Raw genomic sequence first — 14,061 nt, 5'->3', positions numbered from 1 at the left:
CCCGGCCTGCACCCCCTCCCGCGGGCCGGGCGCCTGATTTTTGGAGTATAAAATGTCGTTCCGGATCGGGGCCGTCATCCTGCCCCTCGTGGCGCTGAGCGCCGCTTGCGGCGCCAATCCGGCACCGTCGACGGCTGCCCCCGCCGCGATCACCATGGCGCCGATGACCGAGGCCGCCTTTTCCGAAGAACTCTCGCAGCGCACCTTCCGCTATTTCTGGGACACCACCGATACGCAGCGCTGCCTCGCGCCCGATCGCTGGCCGAGCAATCCCTTCTCGTCGATCGCCGCGACGGGCTTTGCGCTCACCGCTTATGGCATCGGCGCCGAGCGCGGGTATGTGACGCGCGCCGAAGCCGCGCTGCGCACGCGCGATTGCCTGCGCTTTTACTGGAACGCGCCGCAGGGTGCCGGGGTCGCGGGCGCCACGGGGTACAAGGGCTTTTTCTATCATTTCCTGAAGAATGACGACGGCACGCGGTTTCGCGATGTCGAACTGTCGACGGTCGACAGCAGCCTGTTCCTGGGCGGCGCTCTGTTCGCACAAAGCTATTATGATCGCGACGATCCGGTGGAGGCCGAGATCCGCGACCTCGCCGAGAAAATCTACACCCGCGTCGACTGGCGCTGGGTGCAGCGCAATACGACGGGCACAGAGGCGACGAACCTCGCCAATTCGCACGGGATCAGCATGGGGTGGAAGCCCGAGGCGGGCTGGGAGCCGCACGACTGGGTCGGTTATAACGAGGGCATGCTCGTCTATATCCTCGCATTGGGGTCGCCGACCTACCCCGTCGGAAAGGACGCGTGGGACAAGGGCTGGGCCGCCGATCTCGAAAAGGACTGGGGCAGTTTCTACGGGCAACAGCATCTACAGTTCGAGCCGATGTTCGGGCATCAGTACAGCCATGTGTGGGTCGATTTCCGCGGTATTCGCGATGATTTCATGCGCGGCAAGGGCATCGATTATTTCGAGAACAGCCGCCGCGCGACGCTGGCGCAGCGCGCTTACGGGGCGGACAATCCGAACAAATGGGCGGGATATAGCGCCGACATCTGGGGCTGGACCGCGTCGGACGGACCGACCTATTCCGAAGGCGAGCTGGTCGTGAACGGCACGCCGCGGAACTTCAATACCTATATGGCGCGCGGGGCCAGCGCGATCCGCGTCGTCGATGACGGCACGATCGCTCCGACCGCCGCCGGCGGCTCGGTGGCCTTTGCCCCCGAGGTGACGATCCCGGCGCTGATGGCGATGCGTACACAATATGGCGAGCGGCTCTACACCCGCTACGGCTTCAAGGATGCCTTCAACCCCAGCTTCACCTTCACCGATGCTGGGTCGCGCTCGGGCGAGGTCGATCCGGTGCATGGCTGGGTCGCGAATGATTATCTCGGCATCGACCAGGGACCGATCCTCGCGATGATGGAAAATCACCGTAGCGGTTTCGTATGGAAGGTGATGCGCAAGAACCCGCACATCGTGCGCGGCCTGAAACGCATCGGCTTCACGGGCGGCTGGCTCGACGGGGTTGCGCCGGAATGAACCGACAGGGGCGCGTGTAGGGTAGCGGCTCAGCAGCCCTTCCCGATGCACAGGTCCGCGACCACCGGATAATGATCGGACGGCAGCTTGCCGCCATTCTGGTCGGTCAGTGTCGCATGGCGCAGTACCGTCACATCGTTGCTCACGAAGATATGGTCGATAGGGCTCGCGTCCCTGCGCGCAATGTCGAAGCCGGTGAAGGTGCCGGGCGGGCCATAATGCGGCGTGCGGCTGATCGTGCCGCTGTCGCGGAGCGCGCCCTTGCCGGGCTCGACGATCGCGGCATAGGGACTGCTCGTCGCGGGGCTGTTGAAATCGCCCATCAGCACGGCCGTCTCGCCGGACTTGCGGTTGTCGCCGATCCAGCGCCGGATCTGTTTTGCGCTTTCGATCCGCGCCGTCGTGCCGACATGATCGAAATGCGTGTTCACGACCAGCAGCACATGGTGTGAGGCCTTGTCCTTCAGTCGCGCCCAACTCGCCACACGGGGATAGGCGGCGTCCCAGCCCATGCCCGGAACCTGCGGCGTTGGCGACAGCCAGAAGGTGCCCGACGCAAGCAGCGCGAAGCGGTCGCGGCGAAAGCCGAGCGGCGAGAACTCGCCCTTGTCCTTGCCGTCGTCGCGCGCCGCCCCGACGAACGCATAAGCGGGCAGGTCGGCTTCGATCGCCTGCTTCTGGTGCAGCAACACCTCCTGCATGCCGACGAGGTCGGGTGCATGATAGGCGACGAGGCCCGTCAGCGCGCTCCGCCGATGGGACCAGGCATTGGCGCCGTCCGACGCCAGGTCGAGCCGGATATTATACGTCATCGCGCTATAGCGGTCGGCGCGCTCCTTCGCCGCCGCGGGCTGCGCGAGCAGCGCCGCGGCGAGGATCGGCAGCCAGCGGATCATCCGAGATTCCCGCCGTTCGCCGCGATGACGCTGCTATAGAAACGCGCGCTGCGCTTGGGCGTGCGGACCTGCGTCTCATAGTCGACATGGACGATGCCGAAGCGCTTCGAAAAGCCCAGCGACCATTCGAGATTGTCGAGCAGCGACCATGCCATATAGCCGCGCACGTCGACGCCCTGCCGGATCGCATCGCCGATCGCCGAGATATGGCTGCGGAGGTAATCGCAGCGTAGCGGATCGTCGATGCCGTCGGGACCGGCCTTCGGCGGATCGTAGAAGGCGGCGCCGTTCTCGGTGATATAGACGGGGATGTCGCCGTAGGTATCGCGGAACCAGATAAGCATGTCGGTCAGCGCGGGCGGGTACACCTCCCAGTCGGTGGTGGTGTGCGTCGCGACCTGCTTCACCGGCGAGGCGCCGACCGGCCACTGGTTCGGGTCGGCCCTGACGACGTTGCGCGTGTAATAGTTGATGCCGATGAAATCGAGCGGCTGGTTGATGTCCCGAAGGTCCTCGGCGGGCCATTGCGGCCAGGCCTCGCCGAACACCTCGGCCAGTTCGTCGGGGTAGCTGCCCTTCAGCGCCGGATCGAGATACTGGCGGTTCATATAGGCATGCGCGCGCGCGGTCGCGGCGACGTCTTCGGCGCTGTCGCTCGCGGGATATTTGGGCTCGATATTGACGACGAGACCGATCTCGTGCGCGCCTTCGCTGCGATAGGCTTGTACCGCGCGGCCGTGCGCGCGCATCAGATTATGGCTTGCGATCGGGGTTTCGAACAGGTTGCGGTGACCGGGCGCGAGCGCGCCGTGGAGATAGCCACCGTCGGTGATCACCCACGGCTCGTTCAGCGTCACCCATTTTTTCACGCGGCCGTCGAGGCGGCGATACATCACCGATCCATAGTCGGCGAACCAGTCGGCGCTGTCGCGATTGAGCCAGCCGCCCTTGTCGTCGAGCGCCGCGGGCAAATCCCAATGGTGCAGCGTCAGCAGGGGTTCGATGTCATGCTTGAGCAGTTCGTCGACCAGCCGCTCGTAGAAGTCGAGGCCGGGCTCGTTCACCCGCCCGGTCCCCTCGGGCAGCACGCGGCCCCAGTTGACGCTGAAGCGATAGGCCTTCAACCCCAAGTCCTTCATCAGTGCGACGTCGGCGGGCATGCGGTTATAATGGTCGCACGCGACGTCGCCGGTGTCGCCTTTCACCGCCATCAATCGCGGGTCGTGGCTGAACCGCTGCCAGATGCTCGCACCCGCACCATCGGCAAGCGGCGATCCTTCGATCTGATAGGCGGCCGTCGCGGCGCCCCACAGGAAATCGTCGGGGAAAACAGTCTGCGTCATTTGTCGTCCTTGTCGGTATTCATCGGGGAGGGAAGTCTCTGTTCGAGCAGCCAGGCGTAGAGCGCCGGGTCGTCGTAGGCGGGATCCCAGGCGTTGTGGCCGAGGTCGGGATAGATGGTCAGGCGGACCTTGCGGCCGCCGCAGGCGCGGATCGCGCGCGCCATGTTGAAACTGCCTTCGGGGGTCACGACATCGTCGCGGTCACCGTGGAAGGCCCAGACTGGCAGGTCCATGAGCCGGCATGCCTCACCCGGGTTGCCGCGCCCGGCGACCGCGGCGACGGCGGCAAAGCGTTTCGGCTCGGCGATCGCCCAGCGCCAGCTCGCATGGCCGCCGCGGCTGAGGCCGGTGAGGTAAATGCGCGCGCGATCGACGCGCAGGCTTTTGGCAATATGGTCGACCAGCCGGTCGAGCTTCTCGATATCCCAGTCCTGATCGGTGCCGAGCAAGGGCGATACGGTCAGGAACGGGAAGGCAGGGTCGCGATCGGCGATCTTCGGCGGGCCATGGGCCTTTACCTTCGCGATATCGTCGCCGCGCTCGCCCGATCCGTGGAGGAAGACCAGCAGCGGATATTGCTTCGTCGTGTCCGCCAGATAGCCCTTGGGCACGAACAGCTGATAGGGGTAGTTTCCGGTTTCGATCGGCGGCTGCGGCGCCTGTCCCTCGGCAACGGGAGGCATTTTCGTCTTTGCGGCGGCGGGTGCCGCGACGAGGGCGAGGCCGAACAGCGCCGCGGTCCAATATGTCATTCTTCGGTTCATCCCTTGACGCTCCCGGTCAGCAGGCCGCTCAGGTAAAAGCGCTGGAGCGCGAGGAAGAGGATGAGGACGGGCAGGGTAGTGACAACCGCACCCGCCATCATCAACTCATTGTCCTGCACATGCTCGCGGCTCATCGCGGCGAGCGCGACGGGGAGCGTGTAGAGCTGCTGGTCGGCAAGGATGATCAGCGGCCACATGAAGTCGTTCCAGCTGCCAAGGAAAACGAACAGCGCCAGCGTGACGATGATCGGGGTCAGGATCGGCAGCACGATGCGGCGGAGGATTTGACCCTCGCTCGCGCCGTCGATCCGCGCCGCCTCGAGCATCTCGTCGGGGATCGACAGGCAATATTGACGGACGAGGAAGATGCCGAAAATGCCCGCGAGCCATGGCACCAGCGCGCCGGCATAGCTGTTGACGAGCCCCATCGCCTTTAGTTCGAGAAACAGCGGCAGCATCCCGATCTGCCCCGGCACGACGAGCGCGGCGACGAGCAGGCGGAAGGTCGCGTCGCGGCCCCGGAAGCGCAGCTTGGCAAAGGCATAGCCCGCCGGGATCGTGAAGAGCAGCGCGAGCAGGGTCGCCAGCGTCGAGACGAACAGGCTGTTGAGCAGGAAACGCCCGATACCGAAGGTGCCGAAAAGGACGCGATAATTGTCGAGGCTGGGATTGCCCGGCAACAGCGGCGGCGGGAACTGCGACGCCTCGCCGCGCGCCATGAAGCTGACCGACAGCATCCACAGCAAGGGCGCAACCGTCAGCAGCGCGACGAGCGCCGCGAGCAGGGTGATCGACCAGCGGCGCAGACTCATATCGCGCCTCCGCGTTTCGCGAGCCGCAGCTGGACCAAAGTCACCGCGAGGATGCAGAGGAACAGCAGGAAGGCGACCGCCGCGCCCGACCCGAGGTTCCACCATTTGAACCCTTCCTCGTACATGAAATAGAGGATGGTGGTGGTCGACTGGGCGGGGCCGCCCTGCGTCATCACATAGGGTTCGGCGAAGAGCTGGAACATCGCCGCGACGGTCAGCACCGACACCAGCAGCACCGTCGGGGCGATCGCGGGCAGGGCGACGTGACGCAGCCGCGTCCACCACCCCGCGCCGTCGATCCGCGCGGCCTCGTCGAGCTCGCGCGGTACGGTCTGCAGCGCGGCGAGGAAGATGATCATGTTATAGCCGAACGTCTTCCAGCCGACGAAGATCAGGATCGCGGGCAGCGAGGCGTGCGGATCGCCGAGCCAGTCGACCGGCGCGATGCCGAACGGCGACAGCAGGTAATTGACGAGGCCGTAGCGCGTGTGGAGCAGGTAGCGCCACACGACCGCGGTTGCGACGAGCGTCGTGACATAGGGCGCGAACAGCGCGACGCGCCACACCGGCCGCCAACGCAGCCAGCGCGAATTGACCAGCATGGCGGCGAACAGCGACAGCGCGACGATGAAGGGCGTCCCCGCGGCGACGAACAGTAGCGTATTGGTCATCGCCTTCCAGAACAGCGGGTTACAGACCAGTCTTTCATAGTTTTGGAAACCGACGAAGCGCAGATTGCCGATGTCGGCGAGCGCGTAAATGTCGAAATCGGTGAAGCTCAGGATCAGCGAAGCGGCGGCCGGGACGGCGAAGAAGATCATGATCGCCGCGAGCGCGGGCGCGCTCATCGCCCAACCCGCGCGCGCCTCTCTCGCCCGCCCGGCCGCGTTCACAACGCGCGCCCCTTATCGAGCATCCAGCGCCGCTTCTCGAGCAACCGGTCGGCGCGGCGGTCGATCTCCTTCGCTGCGGCGTCGACGCTATATTGCCCGCGCACCATGCGTTCGGCGACGACCTGCATTTCGGTGATAATCCGCTCCCACTCGGGAACCTTCGGCAGCGCCGTCGCATGGTCGAGCTGCGCCGCGAATGGCGCGACGAGCGGATCGCTCGCCAGCCCCGCTTTATGCCATACCGACCGCCGCGCGGGCAGGCTGCCCGTCAGTTCATGGAATTCGAGCTGCGCGGCGGGTGCCAAGAGGCGGGTCAGCACCTCCCACGCGGCGGCGATATTGTCTCCGGCAAAGACGACAAGGCTCGATCCCCCCGGCGCCGCCGATCCGGTGCCGTTCGGTCCCGGATTGGGCGCGGTTGCCCATTTGGCCTGCATGTCGGCGGGCAGGCGGCCCTTCAGGTCGCCGATCGTCCACGGCCCCGACAGGAAAAGGCCAAAATAGCCGCGCGCGAACTCGTTCCAGACGTTCGAAATCTGCGCCGACGACGCGAGCGGGGCGAGCCCTTCGTCGAACAGCGACTTGTAGAAGGCGAGCGCGGCCTTGAATTCGGGATCCGAAAAAGCGCCGCGCGATCCCTCGTCGCGGAGCATCCGGGCCCCCGCCGACAGCGCCAGCGTCGTGAGCTGCTCATATTCGTTCACCGGGTAGAGCAGGGCAAAATTCCCTTCGCCGGCAATCGCCTTCACCTTGTGGAGCGCGGCCTTCCACCCCGCCCAGTCGGACGGCGGCGCGCCGAAGCCCGCGCGCGCGAACAGATCCTTGCGATAGAATTGCAGCCGCGTGTCGACATACCAGGGAACCGCCCACGTCTGGCCCGCGATGCGGTTGGTGTCGATGACCGCGGCAAACTGGTCGGCCAGCAACGCGCCCGCCGATGCGGGGACCGGCGCGATCGCGCCGATCGCCGCCATCTCGGCGATCCAGCTGTTGCCGACCTGCCCGATCGCGGGCAGCGACCCGCCGGCAAAGCCGGTGAGCAATTTCTCGTGCGCGGCGGTCCACGGCAGTGGCTGGACCTCGATCGGCGGCATGCCCGCAGGCAGCGCCAGGCCTTTGAGCAGCGCGGGCAGGTTCGCGCCCTCGTTGCCCATCGCCCAGATCGTCAGCGCGTCGCCGCGCCGCGCGCCGCATGCACCCAGCATCGGGAGCAGGGGCAGCGCCGCAAGCGCGCCCGTCATCTGGCGCCGCGTCACCTGCATCGGGCGCCGATGCCGCTCATGGATGCACGCCGGATGCCTGGGCCATGGCACCGGTGGTGCCGCGCGCGATCAGCGCGGGGGTCAGGATGGTTGCGCTGGCCGCGCCCAGCGTTTCGCCGCGCAGGATACGCAGCAGCATCATCATCGCGGTCGATCCGAGCCGGTCGATGTGGACCTGCATCGTCGACAGCGACGGGTTGAGGTGGCGCGCGAGCGGGATGTCGTCGAACCCCGCCACCATCAGGTCGCCCGGCACCGATTTGCCGACCTCGGCGAGCCCGGCGATCAATCCGACCGCCATCTGGTCGTTGGCGGCGAACACCGCGTCCGCCGGCAATTGCCCCTCCACGAGCAGACGGGCAGCCTTGGCGCCGCTTTCCTCGGAGAAATCGCCCGGCAGAATGGCGGGATTCCGCACGCCCGCAATTTTCGCCATCGCATCGGCAAAACCGCGCTGGCGGTCGCGTGCGTCGCGATTGTGCTTGGGTCCCGCGATATGGACGACATGCCGCGCGCCGCGCGCGAGCAGCGCCTCGGTCATCGCATAGGCGCCGCGATAATTGTCGACCGCGACAAAGGGCAGGTCGAGCGAGCCCGCGTCATAGTTGAGCAGCACCGTGGGCAGCGCGGGGTCGAGATAGTCCGACAGGAGTTCGGGCTTGAGGTCGGGCGGCATCACGAGCAGCCCGTCGACGCGTCCGCGCATCGATGCGATCGCCGCCGCGGTTTCGTGCGTGCTGCCGTGCATGTTGCCGAGCAGGAGGTGCATCCCCGATTCATGGGCGACAAGGTCGATACCGCGGATGATCTCGGAGAAGAATTCGCCGAACAGGTCGGGCAGGATGACGCCGACCGTGTCGGTCTTGCGCCGCGTCAGACTGCGCGCGCCGCTGTGCGGGACGAAGTTCAGCTTCTTCACCGCAGCCATCACCGCGGCCTTCGTCGGCGCGGTGACGTTGCCGAGGCCGTTGATTGCGCGCGATGCCGTGGCGACCGAAACGCCCGCTTCGCGAGCCACGTCCCTTAAAGTAGCCATGTTTTCCGCCCCTCTTCCTTTGGCGCACCTTCTCTCGGTTCCTCGTCTCGCGGGTCGCGCCGGGTCGCTGTCGCGACTCTGTTTGCTGGCGGGGTGCCGGGCGCGGAAACGTTCACAGAGTAACCGGTTACACGGGAAAAATGCAAGGTCATTTGCGGTCGCCGGCACGGAGCGCGATGCCCTCGTCATCGAACAGGTGCAGATGTTCCGGCGGTAAGCGTACGGGTACGACTTGGCCTTCGCGCAAGCTGCCGTCATCGCGCAACTGGCACGCCAGCGTCCCGGCGCCGCCCTGAAGATGGACCGTCGCAAGCCCGCCGAGCCGCTCGATGAAGCTGATGGTGAAAGGCACGGCGCCGGGATCGTCGCCGATCGCGATATCTTCGGGCCGGATTCCGATCGACAGCGGGGCCCCGGGTGCCAGTGCGAGTCCGGACGATGGCAACATGACGACGCGTCCATCGGCGAGCGTCGCCCGGTCGGCGCCCGAAATTGTCGCCGCAAGGATGTGCATCCGCGGCGTGCCGAGGAACTGGGCGACGAAGATATTCGCCGGACGCTCATAGAGTTCGCGCGGGCTTCCGGCTTGCTCGACCTGCCCGTCGCGCAGCACGATGATCCGGTCGGCGAGCGTCATCGCTTCGACCTGGTCGTGCGTGACATAAAGCGTTGTCGTGGCTAGTTGCCGATGCAGGCTTGCGAACTCGTGCCGCATCCGCACGCGCAAATCGGCGTCGAGGTTGGAGAGCGGTTCGTCGAACAGGAAAATCTGCGGCTGGCGAACGATCGCGCGGCCGATCGCGACGCGCTGCCGCTGTCCACCCGACAGCGCGGCGGGCTTGCGGTCGAGCAGCGCTTCGATGTTCAATATTTCGGCGGCGCGCCGCACCGCCGCGTCGATATCTGCTTTTGCGGCCTTCGCGATCTTCAGCCCGAACGCCATATTCTCGCGGACCGTCAGATGCGGGTAGAGCGCATAGGACTGGAACACCATCGCGATGCCGCGCTCCGACGGCGGCAGGCTGGTCACGTCGCGGTCGCCGATGACGATGTTGCCGGCGGTCAGCTCTTCAAGCCCGGCCACGGCGCGTAACAATGTCGACTTGCCGCAGCCCGAAGGGCCGACGATCACGGTGAATTCGCCGTCGGCGACGTCGATCGACACGCCTTTCAGCACCTCGGAGGTGCCAAAGCTTTTACGCGCGTCGCGGATCGACAACCCGGCCATGGCTCTCCCGTCCTTCCGGCCTCAGTGAACGGTCACGCCCGCGCTTGCTTGCCGGGGCGCGGCGCGGCCGGCGGCAAAGGCGAAAATGCACAGCGCGACATAGCAGGCGGCGGGCAGGATCAGCGCGGCGGCATAGCCGACCGCGCCCGACAACAGGCCGATGAAATAGGGAATCACTGCGCCGCCGACGATCGCGGTGCAGAGCAGCCCGGACGTCGCTTCGGCGCGCGCCGTCGAACGTTCGAGCGTCAGGGTGAAGATCACCGGGAACATGATCGAATTGAAAAGTCCGATCGACAGCGCGACGAAGCCGGCCGTCACGCCGCCGACGATCACGACGTAGAGGCAGAGCGAGGCGGCGATGGCGGTAAATGCCGCCAGCATCTTCGACGCCGAGAAGCGGGCGAGCAGGACCGAGCCGATTGCGCGGCCGACCATTGCCCCGCCCCAGTAGAGTGCCACGGCCTTGCCCGCTTCCTGCAGCGAAACGCCCGGGACGCCATCGCTGCCCATGATCCAGCCGAACAGGCCGAATGCTGCGTCCGACTGGCCCCAGACCGAATCGCTGTTGAGGAACAGCGCCATCTGCGTCCCGATCGCGACCTCGGCGCCGACATAGAGAAAGATCGCGAGCCCGCCGAGCAGGGCCCAGCGCGACGAAAAGGCCTCGCCGATCAATTCGCCCATTCCGGCGCGCGCGCCGATCGGTGCGGGCGGCACAGCTTCGTCGACGATGCGCCGGCTGAACCAGAAAAACAGAAGCAACGCGAGGATCAGGCCGCAGATCCAGAAATAGGCGCTGTCGATCCCGGCGAGCGCCTGCGCGCGGACGCTATCGGTGACGACGGTGCCCGGCTTTACCTCGACGCCCTCGAGAAACAGGTGCGCCCCGATCAAGGGGCCGAGAAAGGTACCGAAGCTGTTGAAGGTCTGGCTGAAGGTCAGGCGGAAATGACTGCGTTTCGGATCGCCGAGCGCCGCCGCGAGCGGGTTCGCCGCGACCTGCAAGATGGTGATGCCGCTTGCGAGGATGAAAAGCCCGGCGAGGACGAGCGGATAGACCGCGAGGTTCGCCGCGGCGAGCATCACGAGGCAGCCGACGACCATCGTCGACAGCGCAGTCAGGATCGACGGCACCGAATGGAAACGCGCGATCAGCGCCGCGGCAGGAAAGGACATCAGGCCATAGGCGATGAAGAAGGCCGAGGCCGAAAGCTGCGCTTCGGCGTCGCTCAGCGTGAAGATACCCTTTACCGCGGCGACCAGCGGGTCGATCAGCGAGGTGATGAAGCCCCAGGCGAAGAACAGCACGGTGACCGCGGCAAAGGCTGCCATCGCATTCGACCGTCCGCCGCCGCTGGCGGGCGCTTTGCCGGGCACGTCCATCCTGGTTATCCTCTCGCCAAAAATATGTTATGAACCCGGTCTAACCGGCGGACGTATCCGATGCAACCGGTTACATTGAGGTTCGTTCCGCGCGTGCATGCGGTGATTCGAGAAGCATCGGGCGATCCGCGAAATAATCCTCCGCCACCCACTGGCGCGCCCGCGCGCGACTGGTTACATGGGCCGCCACCAAACGAATCGCGTGTGCCGCCCGGGAATCCGGAGCAGGCGCCGCCCGCACCAGAAAGTGGCACCCAATGGAAATCACCACCGGCCTGACCTTCGACGATGTGCTGCTGGTGCCGGGCGCGTCGGACATCTTGCCGTCGGACGCCAATCTGCAAACGCAGCTGACCAGCGAGATCAGCCTGAACATCCCGATCCTGTCGTCGGCGATGGACACGGTGACCGAGGCCGACATGGCGATATTGATGGCGCAGATCGGCGGCATCGGCGTCCTCCACCGCAATTTGACGATCGAGGAACAGGCCGCCGCGGTGCGGCAGGTCAAGCGCTTCGAAAGCGGGATGATCGTCAACCCGATCACCATCACTCCCGATGCCCCGCTGTCCTATGCGACCGCGCTGATGGACCAGCACCGGATTTCGGGCATTCCCGTCGTCGAAACGGGCGGCAAGCTCGTCGGCATCCTGACCCACCGCGACGTCCGCTTCGCCGACAATCCGGGCCAGCCGGTGCGCGAGCTGATGACCGCCGACAATCTCGCGACCGTGCGCCCCGGCGTCGGGCAGGACGAGGCGCGCAAGCTTCTGCACCAGCGCCGCATCGAGAAATTGCTCGTCGTCGACGACGATTATCGCTGCATCGGCCTGATCACCGTCAAGGACATGGAAAAGGCGGTGAACTTTCCTGACGCGACGAAGGACGGAAACGGCCGGCTGCGCGTCGCCGCCGCAACCAACACCGGCGACAGCGGCATCGAACGCGCCGAGGCGCTGCTCGATGCCGAATGCGACCTGATCGTCGTCGACACCGCCCACGGCCACAGCAAGGGCGTTGGCGCGACGGTCGAGAAGATCAAGAAATTGTCGAACCGCGTGCAGGTTCTCGCCGGCAATGTCGCGACCGGCGACGCGACCAGGGCGCTGATCGACGCGGGCGCCGATGGCGTGAAAGTCGGTATCGGTCCCGGCTCGATCTGCACCACGCGTGTCGTTGCGGGCGTCGGCGTGCCGCAGCTGACCGCGATCCTCGACAGCGTCGAGGCGGCCCAGAAGCTCGGCGTCCCCGTTATCGCCGACGGCGGCCTCCGCACCTCGGGCGACATCGCCAAGGCGCTCGCGGCGGGCGCATCGAGCGTGATGGTCGGCTCGCTGCTCGCGGGCACGGCCGAGGCGCCGGGCGAGACCTTCCTGTTCCAGGGCCGGACCTACAAGAGCTATCGCGGCATGGGCAGCGTCGGCGCGATGGCGCGCGGTTCGGCCGACCGCTATTTCCAGCAGGACATCAAGGACCAGATGAAGCTGGTTCCCGAGGGGATCGAAGGACAGGTGCCGTTCAAGGGTCCTGCAAAGGATGTGATTCACCAGCTCGTCGGCGGCGTGAAGGCAGCGATGGGCTATACCGGCAGCCGCACCCTGAAGGATCTGCGCGAGCGTGCGAAGTTCGTGCGGATTACCAACGCGGGTCTGCGCGAAAGCCATGTCCATGACGTCGCGATCACGCGCGAGGCGCCCAATTATCCGGTCGGATAAGGTGGCGGCGCATTCGTCCACCCATCTTCCCATCCCGCTTGCGGGAGGGGCAGCGAGACTTGCGAGCTTGCTCGCTAGTCGCAGCGGGGTGGGCAGCCGCGAGGTTGCTGGCCCACCCCAAACCCCTCCCGCAAGCGGGAGGGGCTTTTCATGACGCCGGCAGCGCGCGTTCAGGCGGCAATCGAGATTCTCGACGCCATCGCCGCCGCGGCGCGCGAAGGCGGGGCGCCGGCGGACGCGATCTTCGCCGAAGCGATGCGCACGCGTCGTTATGCGGGGTCGAAGGATCGCCGCGCGATCCGTGCGCATGTTTACGATGCGATCCGGACCGTGCGCTCGGCCCCCGTATCGGGCCGCGCCGCCATGCTGGCGCTCGTCGACGCGCAACCCGGGCTTGCCGAACTGTTCGATGGCACGCCCTATGGTCCGGCACCGATTGCCGCCGACGAACCGCGCGCCGAAATCGGGCTCGCCGCCGAGGCGCTGGTCGATCTGTTCGACCCGCTCGTTGGCGCAGACGAACATGACGCGATGCTCGCCCGGGCCTCGCTCGACCTGCGCGCGAACCGTATCAAGGTCGGCGTCGGCGACCTCGCCGCACTCTTTCCGGACGGCGAGGCGATTGCGGGCGCCCCCGACGGCTGGCGCCTTCCGCCCGAAACCGCCGCGGTGCAGCACCCGGCATATGCCGACGGGCAGTTCGAGGTGCAGGATGCCGCCAGCCAATATGCGTCGGCGACGCTCGATGCCGCGCCGGGCATGGCGATCGTCGACCTTTGCGCGGGCGCGGGCGGCAAGACGCTCGCGATCGCTTCGCTGACAGGCGATGCAGCCGATATCCTCGCGTGCGACACCAATCGCGCGCGGCTCCAGCAACTCCCTCCCCGCGGCGAGCGCGCGGGGGCGACGCGCGTCGAAACCCGCTTGCTCAATCCGGGGCAGGAATCCGCGATGCTTGCCGACTGGCGGGGCAAGGCGGCCCGCGTCTTCGTCGACGCGCCCTGTTCGGGCAGCGGCACATGGCGGCGCAGTCCCGAACTGCGCTGGCGTCTGACCCCCGCACGCCTTGAACGCCATCTCGCCGATCAGGCGAAGCTGATCGATATCGGCGCCGATCTTGTGGCGCCGGGCGGCAAACTCCTTTATGCTGTCTGCTCGATCATCACGCGCGAGGGGCGGG

12 protein-coding genes are annotated in these 14,061 nt (G+C 66.4%); 3 read left to right on the top strand and 9 right to left on the bottom strand.

Translation table 11 applies throughout. From position 1 onward, the window contains the following. Positions 1-52: 52 nt before the first annotated feature. The gene (locus VGD20_RS05830) at positions 53-1,546 is read left to right on the top strand and encodes a glucoamylase family protein (RefSeq protein ID WP_331133549.1); all 1,494 of its coding nucleotides are present in this window, start codon (positions 53-55) and stop codon (positions 1,544-1,546) included. 29 nt (positions 1,547-1,575) lie between these two features. Here the strand turns inward: VGD20_RS05830 and VGD20_RS05825 are convergent, their stop codons facing one another. The 9 genes from VGD20_RS05825 to VGD20_RS05785 all read right to left on the bottom strand — a co-directional run bounded on the left by VGD20_RS05825 (position 1,576) and on the right by VGD20_RS05785 (position 11,166). Beyond that, the gene (locus VGD20_RS05825) at positions 1,576-2,442 is read right to left on the bottom strand and encodes an endonuclease/exonuclease/phosphatase family protein (RefSeq protein ID WP_331133548.1); all 867 of its coding nucleotides are present in this window, start codon (positions 2,440-2,442) and stop codon (positions 1,576-1,578) included. Then, complete coding sequence (locus tag VGD20_RS05820) at positions 2,439-3,785, bottom strand: GH1 family beta-glucosidase (protein ID WP_331133547.1); 1,347 nt, start codon at positions 3,783-3,785, stop codon at positions 2,439-2,441. The genes VGD20_RS05825 and VGD20_RS05820 overlap by 4 nt, the downstream gene beginning before the upstream one ends. Further along, the gene (locus VGD20_RS05815; RefSeq protein WP_331133546.1) at positions 3,782-4,537 is read right to left on the bottom strand and encodes an alpha/beta hydrolase-fold protein; all 756 of its coding nucleotides are present in this window, start codon (positions 4,535-4,537) and stop codon (positions 3,782-3,784) included. Before VGD20_RS05815 ends, VGD20_RS05820 begins: the two co-directional genes overlap by 4 nt. Before the next feature lie 8 nt (positions 4,538-4,545). Further along, positions 4,546-5,361, bottom strand: a complete 816-nt coding sequence (locus VGD20_RS05810; RefSeq protein WP_331133545.1) for a carbohydrate ABC transporter permease — start codon at positions 5,359-5,361, stop codon at positions 4,546-4,548. Continuing rightward, entirely contained in the window at positions 5,358-6,209 is an 852-nt protein-coding gene (locus VGD20_RS05805) for a sugar ABC transporter permease (RefSeq protein WP_331133544.1), read from the bottom strand. The genes VGD20_RS05810 and VGD20_RS05805 overlap by 4 nt, the downstream gene beginning before the upstream one ends. 41 nt (positions 6,210-6,250) lie before the next feature. Further along, a complete protein-coding gene (locus tag VGD20_RS05800) occupies positions 6,251-7,516 on the bottom strand; it encodes an extracellular solute-binding protein (RefSeq protein WP_331133543.1) in 1,266 nt (421 codons plus the stop codon). Between the two features lie 16 nt (positions 7,517-7,532). After that, positions 7,533-8,534 (bottom strand): LacI family DNA-binding transcriptional regulator, encoded by a 1,002-nt coding sequence (locus VGD20_RS05795; RefSeq protein WP_331133542.1) that lies wholly within the window; start codon positions 8,532-8,534, stop codon positions 7,533-7,535. Positions 8,535-8,700: 166 nt separating this feature from the next. Continuing rightward, positions 8,701-9,780, bottom strand: a complete 1,080-nt coding sequence (locus VGD20_RS05790; protein WP_331133541.1) for a sn-glycerol-3-phosphate ABC transporter ATP-binding protein UgpC — start codon at positions 9,778-9,780, stop codon at positions 8,701-8,703. Positions 9,781-9,801: 21 nt separating this feature from the next. Beyond that, a complete protein-coding gene (locus tag VGD20_RS05785) occupies positions 9,802-11,166 on the bottom strand; it encodes an MFS transporter (protein WP_331133540.1) in 1,365 nt (454 codons plus the stop codon). 257 nt (positions 11,167-11,423) lie between these two features. On the opposite strand from VGD20_RS05785, the gene guaB reads away from it, so the two are divergent. Then, complete coding sequence (gene guaB, locus VGD20_RS05780) at positions 11,424-12,881, top strand: IMP dehydrogenase (protein ID WP_331133539.1); 1,458 nt, start codon at positions 11,424-11,426, stop codon at positions 12,879-12,881. A gap of 150 nt (positions 12,882-13,031) precedes the next feature. After that, positions 13,032-14,061: RsmB/NOP family class I SAM-dependent RNA methyltransferase (locus tag VGD20_RS05775; RefSeq protein ID WP_331133538.1), on the top strand; the 1,030-nt coding region annotated here is incomplete at its 3' end.

Origin of the sequence: Sphingopyxis sp. (genome assembly GCF_036402335.1) — a bacterium.
GTDB lineage: Bacteria > Pseudomonadota > Alphaproteobacteria > Sphingomonadales > Sphingomonadaceae > Sphingopyxis.
The sequence above is the reverse complement of the archived record's forward strand: the minus strand, read 5'-3'. Positions and strand labels throughout refer to the sequence as shown.